Annotated in this window: 13 protein-coding genes; 10 read left to right on the top strand and 3 right to left on the bottom strand. The window is 72.7% G+C overall.

Annotated elements, in window-relative coordinates; translation table 11 throughout:
• Window positions 1-179: 179 nt before the first annotated feature.
• From ACVJ1F_RS05335 to ACVJ1F_RS05325, 3 genes are all read left to right on the top strand, one after another.
• Window positions 180-2,219, top strand: a complete 2,040-nt coding sequence (locus ACVJ1F_RS05335; protein ID WP_456885100.1) for a beta-galactosidase — start codon at window positions 180-182, stop codon at window positions 2,217-2,219.
• A gap of 136 nt (window positions 2,220-2,355) precedes the next feature.
• Complete coding sequence (locus ACVJ1F_RS05330) at window positions 2,356-4,017, top strand: glycoside hydrolase family 53 protein (protein WP_456885099.1); 1,662 nt, start codon at window positions 2,356-2,358, stop codon at window positions 4,015-4,017.
• A 71-nt stretch (window positions 4,018-4,088) separates the two neighbouring features.
• Entirely contained in the window at window positions 4,089-5,015 is a 927-nt protein-coding gene (locus ACVJ1F_RS05325) for a glycerophosphodiester phosphodiesterase (protein WP_456885097.1), read from the top strand.
• Between the two features lie 58 nt (window positions 5,016-5,073).
• On the opposite strand, the gene ACVJ1F_RS05320 is transcribed toward ACVJ1F_RS05325, so the two are convergent.
• Window positions 5,074-6,690: an ABC-F family ATP-binding cassette domain-containing protein gene (locus ACVJ1F_RS05320; RefSeq protein WP_456885096.1), complete on the bottom strand. Its 1,617-nt coding sequence runs from the start codon at window positions 6,688-6,690 to the stop codon at window positions 5,074-5,076.
• A gap of 123 nt (window positions 6,691-6,813) precedes the next feature.
• On the opposite strand from ACVJ1F_RS05320, the gene ACVJ1F_RS05315 reads away from it, so the two are divergent.
• Window positions 6,814-7,794, top strand: a complete 981-nt coding sequence (locus ACVJ1F_RS05315) for a bifunctional methionine sulfoxide reductase B/A protein (RefSeq protein ID WP_456885095.1) — start codon at window positions 6,814-6,816, stop codon at window positions 7,792-7,794.
• Between the two features lie 71 nt (window positions 7,795-7,865).
• Here the strand turns inward: ACVJ1F_RS05315 and ACVJ1F_RS05310 are convergent, their stop codons facing one another.
• The gene (locus tag ACVJ1F_RS05310) at window positions 7,866-8,573 is read right to left on the bottom strand and encodes a hypothetical protein (protein WP_456885093.1); all 708 of its coding nucleotides are present in this window, start codon (window positions 8,571-8,573) and stop codon (window positions 7,866-7,868) included.
• Between the two features lie 187 nt (window positions 8,574-8,760).
• On the opposite strand from ACVJ1F_RS05310, the gene mobA reads away from it, so the two are divergent.
• From mobA to ACVJ1F_RS05285, 5 genes are read left to right on the top strand one after another with little or no spacing between them, the layout of a single operon-like run.
• Window positions 8,761-9,381 carry a molybdenum cofactor guanylyltransferase gene (gene mobA, locus ACVJ1F_RS05305; RefSeq protein WP_456885092.1) on the top strand — a complete coding sequence of 207 codons (621 nt, stop codon included), beginning with the start codon at window positions 8,761-8,763 and terminating at the stop codon, window positions 9,379-9,381.
• 9 nt (window positions 9,382-9,390) lie between these two features.
• On the top strand, window positions 9,391-9,654 hold the full coding sequence (locus ACVJ1F_RS05300; RefSeq protein WP_056049238.1) for a DUF6457 domain-containing protein: 264 nt from the start codon (window positions 9,391-9,393) through the stop codon (window positions 9,652-9,654).
• The gene (locus ACVJ1F_RS05295) at window positions 9,651-10,823 is read left to right on the top strand and encodes a molybdopterin molybdotransferase MoeA (protein WP_456885090.1); all 1,173 of its coding nucleotides are present in this window, start codon (window positions 9,651-9,653) and stop codon (window positions 10,821-10,823) included. The genes ACVJ1F_RS05300 and ACVJ1F_RS05295 overlap by 4 nt, the downstream gene beginning before the upstream one ends.
• A 53-nt stretch (window positions 10,824-10,876) precedes the next feature.
• Window positions 10,877-11,887, top strand: coding sequence for a formate dehydrogenase accessory sulfurtransferase FdhD (gene fdhD, locus ACVJ1F_RS05290; RefSeq protein WP_456885088.1), 1,011 nt, complete (start codon window positions 10,877-10,879; stop codon window positions 11,885-11,887).
• Window positions 11,884-14,196 carry an FdhF/YdeP family oxidoreductase gene (locus tag ACVJ1F_RS05285; protein ID WP_173152821.1) on the top strand — a complete coding sequence of 771 codons (2,313 nt, stop codon included), beginning with the start codon at window positions 11,884-11,886 and terminating at the stop codon, window positions 14,194-14,196. The genes fdhD and ACVJ1F_RS05285 overlap by 4 nt, the downstream gene beginning before the upstream one ends.
• Before the next feature lie 51 nt (window positions 14,197-14,247).
• On the opposite strand, the gene ACVJ1F_RS05280 is transcribed toward ACVJ1F_RS05285, so the two are convergent.
• Entirely contained in the window at window positions 14,248-14,961 is a 714-nt protein-coding gene (locus ACVJ1F_RS05280; RefSeq protein ID WP_456885086.1) for an MBL fold metallo-hydrolase, read from the bottom strand.
• A gap of 53 nt (window positions 14,962-15,014) precedes the next feature.
• Between ACVJ1F_RS05280 and ACVJ1F_RS05275 the strand changes: the two genes are divergently transcribed.
• Window positions 15,015-15,563, top strand: coding sequence for a TetR/AcrR family transcriptional regulator (locus ACVJ1F_RS05275; protein ID WP_456885085.1), 549 nt, complete (start codon window positions 15,015-15,017; stop codon window positions 15,561-15,563).
• The last annotated feature ends 20 nt before the right edge of the window (window positions 15,564-15,583 follow it).

The raw sequence follows: 15,583 nt of genomic DNA, 5'->3' as shown, positions 1-15,583 counted from the left end.
AAGCAAGAGCTGTGGTGGGGGCGGGACAGCGCGTGCTTCGGAGAACCACGTCGCTGTGCCTGTGAGCGGTTACAGTTACGCACAGCGGTTTTCGCTTGTCAACACCGTTACGGGCCCTTTCGCCGCTCGATACCGGTGTGTTACAACTGGGAGCGCACACAGTCAAAGGAGATCACCGCATGTCACTCGAGCTCGACGCCCGACCCACGCCCCAGGCCACCACGACCTGGCTGCCCGGCCGAGCCGACCTGCGCTACGGCGGCGACTACAACCCCGAACAGTGGCCGCGCGAGGTCTGGCTCGAGGACATCGCCCTGATGAAGCAGGCGGGCGTCAACCTGGTCAGCGTCGGCATCTTCTCGTGGGCCCTGCTCGAACCCCGCGAGGGCGAGTACGACTTCGGTTTCCTCGACGACATCCTGGGCCTGCTGCACGACGCCGACATCGACGTCGACCTGGCCACCCCGACGACGGTCCCGCCGGCCTGGTTCTGGAAGGCCTACCCCGATTCCCACCCGGTCACGCGGGACGGCGTCACCCTGGGCCGCGGCTCCCGCGGCATGGTCAGCCCGAGCAGCCCGGACTACCGCCGGGCGGCCCTCGCGATCACCGAGCGACTGGCCGAGCGCTACGCGAACCACCCCGCGGTCGTGCTCTGGCACGTCCACAACGAGTACGGCGCCCCGATCAGCGAGGACTACGGCCCCCACTCGGTGCTCGCCTTCCGCACCTGGCTCGAGGAGAAGTACGTCACCCTCGACGCGCTCAACGAGGCTTGGGGCACCCGCTTCTGGGGCCAGACCTACGGCGAGTGGGACGAGATCGACGCCCCACGCACCTCGGCCACTGTCGTGAACCAGACCTCGCGCCTCGACTTCGCCCGCTTCACCTCCGACGCCCTGCTGGCCTGCTTCACCGCCGAACGCGACGCGATCAAACGACACGCGCCGCACCTCCCGGTCACCACGAACTTCATGGCCACGAACTGCCCCTCCATCGACTACTGGAAGTGGGCCCGCGAGGTCGACGTCGTCGCGAACGACCACTACCTCGTGGCGGAGCGCCGCGACAACCACGTGCTGCTCGCCATGGACGCCGACCTCACCCGTTCGCTCGCCGGCGGTGCCCCGTGGATGCTGATGGAGCACTCGACCTCGGCCGTCAACTGGCAACCCCGCAACATCGCCAAGCGCCCCGGCGAGCTCGCCCGGAACGCCGCGAGCCACCTGGCCCGGGGCGCCGACGCGATCCTGTTCTTCCAGTTCCGGGCGTCGCGGTACGGCGCCGAGAAGTTCCACTCCGCGATGCTGCCGCACGCCGGCACCTCGACCCGCACCTGGCGCGAGGTCGTCGACTTCGGCGCCGACCTGGGTCGGCTCTCGGCCGTCCGCGGCAGCCGGGTGGAGGCGCGGGTCGCGATCCTCTGGGACGTCGAGTCCTTCTGGGCCCACGACCTCGAATGGCGGCCGTCGGTCGAACTCCAGCACCGCGAGCGCGTCGTCGCCTGGTACTCCGCCCTGTGGCAGCTCGGCGTGACGGTGGACTTCCGCCACCCGCACGACGACCTGTCGGGCTACGACCTCGTGCTCGCCCCCTCGCTGTACCTGGCCGACCGGCGGACGACCGACGGCCTCGGCGCGTTCGTCCGCGAGGGCGGCACCTTCGTCGCGTCGTACTTCTCGGGCGTCGTCGACGAGAACGACACCGTCCACGCCGGTGGCGCACCCGGCGCCCTGCGCGAGGTGCTCGGCCTCTCGGTGCCCGAGTTCCTGCCCCTGTACGCCGACCAGGTCGTCACCCTCGACGACGGCACGACGGGCACGGGCTGGTCCGACGACATCGTGCTCGAGGGCGCCGTGGCGGTCGCGAGCTACGTCGACGGCCCGGCGGCGGGAGGTCCGGCGGTCACCCGCCACGCCCACGGCGACGGCTCGGCCTGGTACGTCTCGACGCGCACGACCGGGGCCGACCTCGAGGGTCTCGTCCGGTCGGTGCTCGACGACGCCGGGGTGCCGCTGCCGGTGGACCACCCCGAGGGGCTCGAGGTCGTCGTGCGCCACGGGGACGACGTCGACTTCACCTTCCTGGTCAACCACGCCGAGACCGCGACCGACGTCGTGGTCGGTCAGGGCACCGAGCTGATCACCGGCGACGCCGTCGACGGCCGCGTGGGCGTCCCCGCCGGTGCGGTCCGCGTCGTGAGCCGCCCGCGCGGCTGAGCCGCGACGCGAGGCGACCGCAGGAGGCGCGGTGCCGGCGTCGAGACCGGCACCGCGCCTCCTGCGCCCCACCGTCCCGAACCCCGTACCGCCCCCGCAGCACCCCGCCACACCGATCGTCAAGGAGGACGACGCGATGACACGACCCACCACCACACCCCGGCCCCCCGTCGACCGGAGGGGCCGGCGCGGTCTCGCCGTCGGCGCCGCCCTCGCCACGGCGGCCCTGGGAGCCGGCCTGCTGTCGGGCGCCCCCGCGACCGCGGTGCCCGGCGGCCCGGCTCCTCGCCCCGTCGTCGTGCAGGACCCCGGTTTCGAGCACGGCGCGACGGGCTGGGTCTCGAAGGGGTCGGGCACCACGACGCTCGAGGCGGGTGGGCACGACTCGGCCACGCGCCTGACGCACGTGCTGCCGACGGCCGGCACGGCCACGACCAGCCAGAAGCTCAAGAAGGTGACGCCCGGGTGGTGGACCTTCTCGGCCTGGGTGAAGAGCGGTGGCGGCCTGGCCTCGAGCACGCTGTCGCTGACCGGGTGCGGCACCGGCTCGAGCAAGGACGCCGCGGCGACGACGGTGATCCCCTCGACCGAGTCCGACGACGGGTGGCTGCGCCTCTCGGTCTCGGCCGAGGTGACGCACAGCCAGTGCACTCCGACGTTCACCACGAGTGGTGCGGCCGGTGCCTGGGCGAGCATCGACGACGTCACCGTCACGCCCGGGCGGGTGACGCGCGACGTGCGGGGTGCCGACCTGTCGGGTCTGCCCCGCAACGAGGATCGCGGAGCCGTCTACCTCGACGCCGCCGGCCGCCCCACCGACCCGGTGACGCAGCTGGCGGACCACGGGGCGAACATGGTGCGGCTGAAGGTCTGGGTCGACCCGACCGACGGCTACAACGACCAGGACGACGTCGTCGCGATGGCGGCGCGGGTGAAGGCGGCGGGCATGCAGCTGCTCGTGGACTTCCACTACAGCGACCGGTGGACCGACCCGGGCGCCCAGACCATGCCGAGGGCCTGGCTCGGGCTGAGCGCCCCCGAGGTCGCCACGAGGATCCACGACCACACCCGCAGCGTGCTCGACGCCCTCGCCGCCGAGGGGATCACGGCGGACGCCGTGCAGGTCGGCAACGAGATCAACCCCGGCATGGTCTGGCCGCTGGGCCAGACCTGGGACGTCGACCCGAGCGACGGCGTCAGCGGCGCGCAGTGGAGCAACCTGGCGATGTTCCTCACGGCCGGAGCGACGGCGGTGAAGGAGGTCTCGCCCACGACGCAGGTCGTGCTGCACCTGACCGACATCAACGCCGGCGTCGACGGCCTCACCTGGTGGTTCGACGAGGCGACCTCACGCGGCGTGCCGTTCGACCTGATCGGCCTGTCGTACTACGGCTACTGGCACGGCGGGCTGTCGGGCATGCAGCAGGCGGTCACGACGCTGTCCGAGCGCTACGACCGCGACGTGCTGATCGTCGAGACGTCGTACCCCTGGACGCTCGAGGACGACCCCGACCACCTCTGGGAGAACGTCGTCGTCGACCCGTCGCAGCTCGTCGCGGGCTACCCCGCGACGCCCGAGGGGCAGGCCGCGAACTTCCGTGCGATCCAGGACGTCGTGGCCTCGGCCCCGGGCGGCCGCGGAATCGGCGTCGTGGCGTGGGAACCCGCGTGGACCGCGGTCGACGGTGCCGGATGGGACCCGGACGACCCGACCTCGGGCAACGCGTGGGAGAACCAGGCGATGTGGGACCACGACGGTCGCCCGCTGCCCGCACTCGACGAGTACGCGGCCGACTGAACCGGGCGAACGACGGGTGATCCGGCGGGCGGTGGTCGGCGCGGCACCCGGTCTCCCCCCATAGTGGGCACATGCCCCGCACGCCCGAGCCCCTGGCACGCCTCTCCCGTCGAACGGTCCTGCTCGGCGTCGGCGGCGTCGCCGTCCTCGGGACGGCCGCCGTCGCCCTCGGGTTGCGTTCCGCGCGACTGAGCGAGGAGGCGCCGGTCACCCGAGCCGCGCCTCCTCGGCCCGTCGACGCCCTCCTGGCGGCTCGGCCCTCCACCGTCGCCCACCGCGGCGGGTCCGGCGACTGGCCCGAGATGTCGATGTTCGCCTACCGGCAGTCGGTGGCCGCCGGGGTGGACGGGCTCGAGGTGTCGCTCTCCCGCACCTCGGACGGCGTCTGGTTCGGACTGCACGACGAGACCCTCGACCGCACCTCGGGCACGACCGGGTTCGTCCCCGCCGACCACACGTGGAGCGAGGTGCAGCAGTACCGCATCTCGGCGGCCGAGACGAACGACCCCGAGCAGTCCGACCAGCCGTACGCCCGCTTCGACGACATCGTGCGCGAGTTCGGCCGCGAACACGCCCTGTTCGTCGACCCGAAGTACGTCGACGCCCGCTTCTACCCCGAGCTGTTCGAGATCGCGTGGATGCAGCTCGGGACGTCCGAGGTGGCGCAGACCCTCGTCGGCAAGGGGTACTGCACGCAGACCGAGTGGGGCGACCTCGCCGCCTCCGAGGGGTGCGCGACCTGGGGGTACTACTACGCCGACGAGCTGGCGGACGACCCCGAGCTGCTCACCCGGACCTCCGCCAGCTGGAGCATGCTGGGCCTCGACTGGTCCGCCCCGGCCGCGACCTGGGCGACGATGACGGCCACCGGCAAGCCGGTCCTCGGCCACATCGTGTCCGACCTGGACGCCGCTCGCGCCGCACTCGACGGGGGCGCGTCCGGGCTCGTCGTCTCGGGCGTCGCCGAGGTCGTCCGGCAGCTGACGACCGAGGGCTGAGCCCGGTCGCACGCCGACCCGCCCCGCGCCCCGCGGCCCGCACCCGGCGCCCGGCGGCTCAGGCGGCGGTGACGACCACGCGCTCGGGACGGTCGGCGTCCGCGCCGAAGACCAGACGCCGCGTGGCGACCTTGTCGGCGAAGAACCGGTCGTGGCTGACCACGACGACCGCCCCGGGGAAATGCTGCAGCGCCCGCTCCATGACCTGGGCGCTCGGCACGTCGAGGTGGTTGGTGGGCTCGTCGAGCAGCAGCACCGAGGCCCCCGAGAGCAGGCACTGCGCCATCGCGACGCGGGCCCGCTGACCACCGGAGAGCGCGCCGATGCGCTTCTTGAGATCGGCCTCGCTGAACTGGAACATCGCGAGGAACCGCCCGACCGACTTCCGCGTCGCGGTCAGGGCGAGGCTGTCGGGCATCGCGTTGACCGAGTGCGTGACGGTGTCGTCGTCGTCCAGTTCGGCCAGCACCTGGTCGTACGAGACCACCTTGACCCCGCCCGCCCACGCGGCCCGACCGGCGTCGGCGCGTTCTTCCCCCGTCAGCACCCGCAGCAGCGTGCTCTTGCCGCTGCCGTTCGCCCCCGTGATCACCAGGCGGTCGCCGCGCCGCAGCTCGAACGTGAGGTCGTCGAAGAGCGTCCGGTCGTCGCGGGCCTTGCCGAGACCGTCGACCCGGCACAGGACGTCCTTGACGTGCAGACCCGAGTAGATCTCGGTGATGATCTGGTCGACGGGGCGGGGTGCCCGCGACTTCTTGACCTTGGCGAGCTGCTTGAGCAGGTCGCCGCCGTCCTGGCGCTTGGCGGCCTTGGCGGCGTCGCGACGGTCCGAGATGCCCTCGGCCTCGAACGCGAGCAGCTCGGACTCGTGCACGAACTGCTGCTCGAGGCTCTTCAGCCGGAACTGCTTCTGCACGACGTACTCGGCGAAGTCGCCCGGGTAGTCGTGCAGGTGGAAGTTCTCGACCTCGACGATGCGGGTCACGACCGCGTCGAGGAAGCTGCGGTCGTGCGAGACGACCACGGCCGCGCCGTGGAAGTCGCGGAACCACGACTCGAGCCACTCGACGCCGGCCACGTCGAGGAAGTTCGTGGGCTCGTCGAGCAGCAGCACGTCGGGGTCCTCGAGGACGATCTTCGCGAGGGCCGCCCGGTTGCGCCAACCACCGCTGAGGTCGTCGATCGGGCTGGTGCGGTGCGCGTCGCTGAATCCGAGCACGCTCAGTGCCGTGTCGATGCGGCGCGGGTACTCCCAGCCGTCGACCCGGTCCATCTCGGCGAACAGTTCGGACTGTCGGTGGATCAGCTCGTCGAGGGCGTCCCCGCCGTCGGGGTCCATCGCGACCACGGCGATGTCGGCGTCGATCTGCGCCAGGTCGGCCTCGATCGCCCGCTCGTGGGCGAAGAGCCCGGTCAGCACCTCGACGATGGTCTGCGTGCCGTCGAGTTCGGAGAACTGCGAGAAGTACCCCACCCGGACGCCCTGCTCGAGCGTGACCGTGCCCTCGTCGGGCTGCACCTGGTCGAGCATCAGCTTGAGCAGCGTGGACTTGCCGCTGCCGTTGCGACCGACGATCCCCACGCGCTCCTTCTCGTCGAGGCGGAAGAACGCCTCGCGCACCACCGGGGTGCCGTCGAAGCGGACGGTCACGTCGTTCAGTCGGATAAGGCTCATGCGTCGATCCTCGCAGGCCGACGGAACACCCGGCGCCGCCCGGTTGTTGTCGTGAGAGGCATCGAGGCGACCGCGGGCACCCGACCCATCCGATCGCACCGACGCCGACGAACAGGAGGCATCATGTCGGACCACTACAGGAAAGACCCCGAGGCGGTCGCCCGCCTCACCTCGACCCAGCGCCGCGTGACCCAGGGCGGTGGCACCGAACCCGCCTTCCGCAACGAGTTCTGGGACTCGAAGGACGCGGGCATCTACGTCGACGTCGTCTCGGGCGAGCCCCTGTTCGCCTCGGTCGACAAGTTCGACAGCCGCACCGGCTGGCCGAGCTTCACGCGTCCCATCGACGCCGAACACGTCGTCGAGAAGCGCGAAGGCTTGTTCTTCAAGCGCACCGAGGTGCGCTCCACCGCCGGGGACAGCCACCTCGGCCACGTCTTCCGCGACGGACCCACCGCGACCGGCGGGCTGCGGTACTGCATCAACTCGGCGGCTCTCCGCTTCGTCCCCTACGCCTCACTCGAAACCGAAGGATACGGTGCCTACATGACGCTCTTCTCCCCCGAATCCACCCCCGCCCCCAGCGGCACGACCGAGACCGCGATCCTCGCGGGCGGCTGCTTCTGGGGCGCCCAGCAGCTGCTCCGCCGCCGACCGGGCATCGTCTCGACCCGCGTCGGCTACTCGGGCGGCAGCGTGCCGAACGCGACGTACCGCAACCACCGCGGCCACGCCGAGGCCGTCGAGATCGTGTTCGACCCGGGTCTGACCTCGTACCGCGAGATCCTCGAGTTCTTCTTCCAGATCCACGACCCGTCGACGAAGGACCGCCAGGGCAACGACGTCGGCGACAGCTACCGCTCGGCGATCTTCTACGCGGACGACGAGCAGCGCGCCACGGCCCTCGACACCATCGCCGACGTCGACGCGTCCGGCCTCTGGCCCGGCAAGGTGGTCACCGAGGTCACCCCGGCCGGCGACTTCTGGGAGGCCGAGGAAGAGCACCAGGACTACCTCGAGAAGGACCCCTACGGCTACACCTGCCACTTCGTCCGTCCGGGCTGGGTGCTGCCGAAGCGCGACCAGCAGGTCGCCGCGGGCTGACGCCCGTCATGCCCCGAGGAGGCGCGGTGCCGGTTCGACCGGCACCGCGCCTCCTGGCGTCCGGTCGCTCCTCAGCCCCAGAGCCGCGTGACGATCGATCCCATGAGGTCGTCGGTCGGGAAATTCCGTTGCGACACCGTGACGACGACGTCGTCGCGCACCAGCACGGTGTCCGCCATGTCGACGCCGTACATCGGGTGGGTCGTGACGTACTGGCAGAGCGAGCCGCCGTACGCCTCGGAGCAGTCGTAGACCACGCCGTCGAGCCAGAAGACCGAGGTGGGTTCGCGTCCCTCGGCGAGCCAGGCGGGATACGCCGCGGCCGTCGCGGCGTCCACCGTGCTGACGTCGGCGAAGAGGCCCGTGACGTCGGCCCGCACGTCGGCCCAGCCACAGCGGAGCACCTGGGCGGACGCCACGACGTCCCTCAGGTCGGCGTCGGCGCCGGGTGCCGTGGGAGCGACCTGTCCCATCGGCTGACCGAAGTAGGCGGGGTCGTTGAGGGGGGCGTCGCCCATCGTGGCGGCGTAGGTCGCGGCGTCCACCAGGTCGGTGCAGTCCGTCGGGATCGACACGGGCCGCGTCGTCGGGGTCTCCGTCGGAGTCGCCGTCGGGGTCTCCGACGGGGTCGCGGTGGCCTCGGGCGAAGCGGCGACGTCGGTCGCCGGGGCGGTCGGACCGGACGTCGACGCGCCCGCTCCACCCGTCGCCGGCGTGCAACCGGCCAGCAGTCCGGCCAGCGCCAGACCGACGAGGGCGGTGTTCACGGAACGCTTCATGGTCGTCTCCCCCTAGGAGGCCGATGCCGGACCGGTCTGTCGGCTGATGTCTCCAGCCTAACGACGACGACGCGAGGAAGCCTCGGCTCCGAGGACGACATCGGATCATCCTCCGGGATGGGCCTCGCCCCGAGGACGCCGGTCGAGGGCAGGTCTAGGCTCGCGGCGTGGACGCGGGAGGCAGGGCATGACCGGGGACGCCGGGTTCGACGCCGTCCTGCTCGCCGGGGGTCGCGCCTCCCGGGTGCACGGTGCCGACAAGACCGGCTTCACGAGTGGCGACGCGACGCTCCTCGACCGGGCCGTCCAGGCGGCGACCGGAGCCCGGACCCTCGTCGTGGTCGGCCTGCGCGACGGTCGGGTGCCGCCCGCCCGAGCCCTGCTGACCCGTGAGGAGCCCGCCTGGTCCGGGCCGGTCGCCGCCCTCGCGGCCGGTCTCGCCGTCGTCGTCGACCCGGCACCGTGGGCACTCGTGCTGGCCTGCGACCTGCCGCGGGCGCCCGAGGCCGTGGCGGCCCTCCTCGCCGGCGGCGCCGAGGACGACGAACACCGGGACGGTCGGCTCGCCGTCGACTCGGGCGGGCGACGTCAGCCGCTGCTCGCTCTCTACCGGACCGACGCCCTGCGGACGCGACTCGGAGGACTGCGGGCCGACGGCCCCCTCGAGGGCCTGTCGCTCCGCCGCCTGCTCGACGGGCTCGACCTGCTCGAGGTCCCCGTGCCCGACGCGCTCTGCGCCGACGTCGACACCGTCGCCGACGCCGACCGCCTGGGTGTCGTCCGGCGCGAGGCCGACGCGACTGGTTGAGTGTCGACCATGACCGACACACCTGCCGAACTCGACGCCTGGGCCGCACGACTCGTCCGGGCCCTGGGCCTGCCCGACGACTTCGTGGTCGACGTCCCCGTGGTGCTCGACCTCGCCCGCGACGCGGCGCACGGCGTCGCCCGCCCGGCCGCCCCACTGACGACGTTCCTCGTCGGCTACGCCGCGGGGCTCGCCGGCGGCTCGCAGGCCGAGCTGGACCGGGCGACCGCGACCGCCACCGCGCTGGCCACGGCCACGGCCGACCCGGCGTGACGGTCCGGCGGGCCGACTGGCGGGTGGCCCGCGCCGAGGCGTCCGACGCCGCCCGGGCCCTGCCCCGCGACCTCGAGACCGTCGTGCTCGCCGACGCGGTCGGTCGCACGCTGGCCCGGGACGCCACGAGCCTCGCGCGCGTGCCCGGCTCCGACGTCTCGGCGATGGACGGCTGGGCGGTCGCCGGCGAGGGCCCCTGGCGACTCGGCCCGTCGATCGTCGCGGGCCGGGTCGCCGACGACGACGGGTCGCTGCCGCCCGGGGTCGCGCGACCGGTCACCACGGGCGCCGTCGTCCCGGACGGGACGGACCGGGTGCTGCGCTCGGAGTCCGGGCACGTGGCCGACGGCGTCCTGACGGCCGACGACGACCCCCGCCGCCCGCCGCACGTCCGGCGGGCCGGAGAAGAGATCGACCGCGGCGACGCCCTGATCACCGCGGGCACGCTCCTCACCCCGCCCCGCGTCGCCGTGCTGGCCCTCGGCGGACACGACGCCGTGCCCGTGGTGACCCGCCCGACGGTGGCCCTGGCCGTGCTCGGCGACGAGGTCGTGGCCGAGGGCGTGCCCGAGCGCGGCACGGTCCGCGACGTGTTCTCGGTGCCGGTGCCGCGCCTCCTCGGCTCCCTCGGCACGGCGTCCGCGACCACGACGCGGGTGGCCGACGACCTCGACGCGACGACCGCCGCCCTCGACCGCCCGGACCGTCGCCTCGTGGTGACGACCGGCGGCACCGCGCACGGCCCGACCGACCACGTCCGCGCCGCCCTCGACCGGCTGGGCGCCGAGCTCGTCGTCGACGGTCTCGCGATGCGTCCGGGGCAGCCCCTGGTCGTGGCGCGCCGCGGCGACACGGTCTACCTGTGCCTGCCCGGCAACCCGATGGCCGCCTACGTGGGGCTCGTGGTCGTGGGTACCGCGGTGGTGGACGGCCTCCTCGGGAGGCGACCCGCGCCTCCCGGGTCCGTCACGCTCGCCGTCGACGTGGCCCACCCCCGACCCGGCGCGCTCGTGCAGGCGTACCGGGCGACCCCGGACGGAGCCGTGCCGACCGAGCGCCAGTCGTCGGCGATGCTGCGCGGCCTGGCCGACGCCGACGGGCTGCTCGTCGTGCCCGAGGGCGGGGCGCGGGCGGGCGACGTCGTCCCCTCGCTCGGCCTCCCGTGGTGAGGTGCGGACCCCGCCGGCTTTCGATTCCGGGGTTCGAGGGGTAGACCTGACCCATGGCACGCATCACGTCCCGCAAACCGGTGACCCGCATCACGGTCGGCGACGGCGACGGCAGCGCCGGCGTCCGCAAGACCATGGACACCCTCGCGGTCGAGGAACCCCTCGAGATCCGCGTCGGCGGCACGTCGCTCGCCATCACCATGCGCACGCCCGGTCACGACTTCGACCTGGCCGCGGGGTTCCTCGTGTCCGAGGCCGTCATCTCGACCGGTGACGAGTTCTTCGCCGCCCGCTACTGCGCCGGGGCCACCGCCGAGGGGCTCAACACCTACAACGTGCTCGACGTCACGCTCGCGCCCGGGGTGCCGGCGCCCGACCCGAGCCTCGAGCGGGCGTTCTACACGACGAGCTCGTGCGGGCTGTGCGGCAAGGCCTCGATCGACGCCGTCCGCACGACGTCGCAGCACGACGTGCGGCACGACCCCCTCGTCGTCGACCCCGCCCTGCTCGCCACCTTCCCCGACCGCCTGCGCGAGGGCCAGGACGTGTTCGAGAAGACCGGCGGGCTCCACGCCGCGGCGCTCTTCGACGGCCGCACGGGCGAGCTGCTCGTCCTGCGCGAGGACGTCGGTCGGCACAACGCCGTCGACAAGGTCGTCGGCTGGGCCGTCAAGGAGGCGCGGCTGCCGTTGGGCGGGACCGTCCTGATGGTCTCGGGTCGCGCCTCGTTCGAGCTCACGCAGAAGGCGTCGATGGCCGGCATCCCGGTGCTCGCCGCCGTGTCGGCACCGTCGTCGCTCGCCGTCGACCTCGCGACCGAGCTGGGCGTCACGATCGTGGGGTTCCTCCGCGGCCGGTCGATGGTCGTCTACTCGCGGCCGGACCGGCTCGGCGAGCCCGACGGGACCGAGCCGTCGGCCCGCTCGCGCGACGCCGGCGACGCGACCCGCGCCTCCTCGTCCCCCGACGCTGCTCACGCCGCCGACGCCCCCGCCCTCGACTCCCCCGGCGGCGCGACGCGCGCCTCCTCGCCCGTCCCCCAGACGATCGGAACCAGACCATGACCGAGAAACCCCCCGTCTCCGACGTGACCGACGCCGACATCGAGGTCGGCCCCCCGCGCGAGTGGGCCGCCGGCGTGCCCGGCGTGCTGCACTCGATGGACCCGGCCATCAAGCAGCTCGGGCTGGCCCGCACCGTCAAGCTCATGACGTCGCTGAACCAGAAGGACGGCTTCGACTGCATGAGCTGCGCCTGGCCCGACCCGAACCACCGCAAGGTCGCCGAGTTCTGCGAGAACGGCGCCAAGGCGGTCACCTGGGAGGCCAACCCGGTGCTCGTGCCCGACACGTTCTGGGCCGAGCACTCGGTGACCGACCTGCTCGACAAGACCGAGTACTGGCTCGGCATGCAGGGCCGCCTCACCAAGCCCGTGCACAAGCCCGCCGGCAGCGACCACTACCGCGAGGTGTCGTGGGACGAGGCGTTCCGCATCGTCGGCGACAAGCTGAGGTCTCTCGACAGTCCGGACGAGGCGTCGTTCTACACCTCGGGCCGCACCTCGAACGAGGCGGCCTTCGCGTACCAGCTGTTCGTGCGCGCCTTCGGCACGAACAACCTGCCCGACTGCTCGAACATGTGCCACGAGTCGACGAGCCTCGCCATGGCCGAGGTGGTCGGCATCGGCAAGTCGACCATCGCCTACGACGACTTCGAGCAGGCCGACCTGATCGTCATCCTCGGGCAGAACCCGGGCACCAACCACCCGCGCATGCTGACGGCCCTCGAGGACGCCAAGCTCAAGGGCGCGAAGATCGTGGCGGTCAACCCGCTGCCCGAGGCCGGCCTGCGTCGCTACAAGAACCCGCAGCTGCCGCGCGGCGTCGCGGGTCGCGGCACGGAGATCGCCGACCAGTTCCTGCAGATCCGGCTCGGTGGCGACATGGCGTTGCTGCAGGCCGTCGCCAAGCGCGTCCTCGAGGCCGAGGACGCCGCCCCCGGCACGGTGCTCGACCACGAGTTCCTGGCCGAGCACACCGTCGGGCTCGAGGCCTTCCGCGAGCACATCGCGCAGGTCGACGACGACGAAGTGCTGCTCGCGACGGGGCTCGACCGGGCCGAGATCGACGAGCTGGCCGACCGCTACCTGGCCTCGGACCGCGTGATCATCACCTGGGCGATGGGCATCACGCAGCACCGCAAGGCCGTCGACACCATCAAGGAGATCATCAACCTGCTGCTGCTGCGCGGCAACATCGGCAAGCCGGGTGCCGGCGCCTCGCCGATCCGCGGGCACAGCAACGTGCAGGGCGACCGCACGATGGGCATCTGGGAGCAGGTCTCGGACGAGTTCCTCGACGCCCTGCAGAAGGAGTTCCGCTTCGACCCGCCGCGCGAGCACGGCGTCGACGCCCTCAAGGGCATCAAGGCCATGCAGGAGGGGCGGATCAAGTTCTGGATGGGCATGGGCGGCAACCTCGTGGCCGCGATCTCGGACACCCAGCTCGCCGAGGCCGCGATGCGCGGGACCGACATGACCGTCCAGGTGTCGACGAAGCTGAACCGCTCGCACGCCGTGGTCGGCGCCGAGGCGCTCATCCTGCCGACGCTCGGCCGCACCGAGATCGACGTGCAGGAGGCCGGGCCGCAGTTCGTCTCGGTCGAGGACACGGTGTGCTCGGTGCACGGCAGCCACGGCCAGGTGCCGCCGGTCGCGCCCGACCTGCTCAGCGAGGTCGCCATCGTCAGTCGCCTGGCGCGGGCGACGCTCGGCGACCGGGCCGACCTCGAGATCGACTGGAAGGGCTTCGAGGACGACTACGACACGCTGCGCGACCACATCAGCCGGGTCGTGCCGGGCTTCGAGCGCTACAGCGAGCGGGTGCGCAGCCGCGACGGCTTCGTGCTGCCGAACGGGCCGCGCGACTCGCGGACCTTCGCGACGAAGGTCGGCAAGGCGATGATCACGGTCAACGACCTCGAGCACGTCGAACGACCCGAGGGGACGCTGCTGCTGCAGACCCTGCGCTCGCACGACCAGTACAACACCACGATCTACAGCCTCAACGACCGCTACCGCGGCATCAAGAAGGGTCGGCACGTGGTCTTCGTCAACCCGCTCGACCTCGACGACCTCGGGCTCACCGACGGCCAGAAGGTCGACGTGTCGACGGTCTGGACCGACGACGTCGAGCGGGTGCTCCGCGACTACCGCATCGTCGCCTACCCCACGGCCCGCGGGTGCGCCGCCGCGTACTTCCCCGAGGCGAACGTGCTCGTGCCGCTCGACAGCGCGTCGATCGGCAGCAACACCCCGGTGTCGAAGGCCGTGCTGGTGCGGGTGACGCCGGCGGCGGTGCCGGTCGGGGTCTGACCCCGGGTCGGCCCGTCGCCGGGCGGCGCCGTCCGAGCCGGCTCGGTCGGGTCAGCGGGCGGCGGCGCGGACGGCGGTGACGGCCGCGGCCACGCCACCGTCCCAGGGGGCGCCGTGGCCCGGCAGCACCCAGGTCGCACCGGTCCCGAGCAGGGCGTCGAGCGAGGCGAGGGCCTGCTCGGGCTCGTCGGTGAACGGAGCCGGTGCGGGCCCGACGTGCCCGGTCGTCACGTGGCGCGTGGTCAGGGCGTCGCCCACGAACACGGCGTCGACGCCCGGGACGAACACGGCGATGCTGCCTTCGGAATGCCCGGGCATCGGGATGATCCGAGGCGCACCCGGCAGGTCGAGCGTCTCGCCCCCGTGCACCTCGACGACCTCGGTGAGCCACGCGGTCCTCGCCCCGCCCTTGCGCAGGCTGTAGCCGGCGAACCCCAGCAGGGGGCCGAGCTTCATCGGCGGCATGCCGTTACCCGGCTTCGGCCCGCCCTTCGCCCGCGAGGCGTCGGCGGCGTGGACGTACACGGGCACCCCGTGGTCGCGACGCAGCCGCTCGGCGAAGCCGACGTGGTCGGAGTCGCCGTGGGTGAGGACGACGCCCTTCACGTCGTCGAGGGTGCGTCCGACGGAGGCCAGCTCGGAGACGAGTTCGGACCAGAGGCCGGGCAGACCGGCGTCGATCACGGTCACGCCCTCGGGCGTGACGACGAGGTACGCGGCGACGATGTCGTTGCCGATGCGGTGGAGGGAGGGGGCGAGTTCCATGATGGCTACGGTAGTTAGCCATCATGGCTATTGTCAATAGCTATACTCGACGGATGCCCACACCCGACCGCACCTCACCCGACGCCATCCTGCTCGCCGCGCGCGAGCTGCTCGAGGCCGACGGCCCGTCCGGCCTCACGATGGCCGCGGTCGCGGCACGGGTCGGCGTGCGCGCACCCTCGCTCTACAAGAGGGTCGAGAACCGGGAGGCGCTGTTGCGGTCGGTCGCGGAGGCCACCCTCACCGACCTGGCCGCGCGGCTCGACGGGGCGGGGTCCGCCCGCGAGGTGCTCGACGCCTTCCGGGCCTTCGGGCACGAGCGCCCGGCCGCGTTCCAGCTGGTCATGACGCCCGGGCCCGGCGTCCCCCACGCGCGACGCGAGTTCGGCGCCGCGGCGAGCGCCGCCGCCCTCCGGGTCGGCGAGCAGCTCGTCGGGCCGGAGCGAGCCCTCGACGCCGCCCGCACGCTGACGGCGTGGGTGGCGGGCTTCGTCGTCATGGAGCTCAACGGCGGTTTCCAACTGGGCGGCGACGTCGACGGGGCGTGGGACTTCGGGGCCGGGCGCGTCCTCGCGGCCCTCGCCGCGCCTCCTGCGGTCTGAGCCGTCCCCGCGACCGCCCG

This window comes from Frigoribacterium sp. 2355 (genome assembly GCF_054060695.1).
Note: the sequence above shows the minus strand (reverse complement) of the source record. Positions and strands in the feature narration are given on the sequence as shown.

Coding starts and splice junctions, on each gene's coding strand:
- ACVJ1F_RS05335 (WP_456885100.1), top strand. CDS start 180: ATGTCACTCGAGCTCGACGCCCGACCCACGCCCCAGGCCACCACGACC.
- ACVJ1F_RS05330 (WP_456885099.1), top strand. CDS start 2,356: ATGACACGACCCACCACCACACCCCGGCCCCCCGTCGACCGGAGGGGC.
- ACVJ1F_RS05325 (WP_456885097.1), top strand. CDS start 4,089: ATGCCCCGCACGCCCGAGCCCCTGGCACGCCTCTCCCGTCGAACGGTC.
- ACVJ1F_RS05320 (WP_456885096.1), bottom strand. CDS start 6,690: ATGAGCCTTATCCGACTGAACGACGTGACCGTCCGCTTCGACGGCACC.
- ACVJ1F_RS05315 (WP_456885095.1), top strand. CDS start 6,814: ATGTCGGACCACTACAGGAAAGACCCCGAGGCGGTCGCCCGCCTCACC.
- ACVJ1F_RS05310 (WP_456885093.1), bottom strand. CDS start 8,573: ATGAAGCGTTCCGTGAACACCGCCCTCGTCGGTCTGGCGCTGGCCGGA.
- mobA (WP_456885092.1), top strand. CDS start 8,761: ATGACCGGGGACGCCGGGTTCGACGCCGTCCTGCTCGCCGGGGGTCGC.
- ACVJ1F_RS05300 (WP_056049238.1), top strand. CDS start 9,391: ATGACCGACACACCTGCCGAACTCGACGCCTGGGCCGCACGACTCGTC.
- fdhD (WP_456885088.1), top strand. CDS start 10,877: ATGGCACGCATCACGTCCCGCAAACCGGTGACCCGCATCACGGTCGGC.
- ACVJ1F_RS05285 (WP_173152821.1), top strand. CDS start 11,884: ATGACCGAGAAACCCCCCGTCTCCGACGTGACCGACGCCGACATCGAG.
- ACVJ1F_RS05280 (WP_456885086.1), bottom strand. CDS start 14,961: ATGGAACTCGCCCCCTCCCTCCACCGCATCGGCAACGACATCGTCGCC.
- ACVJ1F_RS05275 (WP_456885085.1), top strand. CDS start 15,015: ATGCCCACACCCGACCGCACCTCACCCGACGCCATCCTGCTCGCCGCG.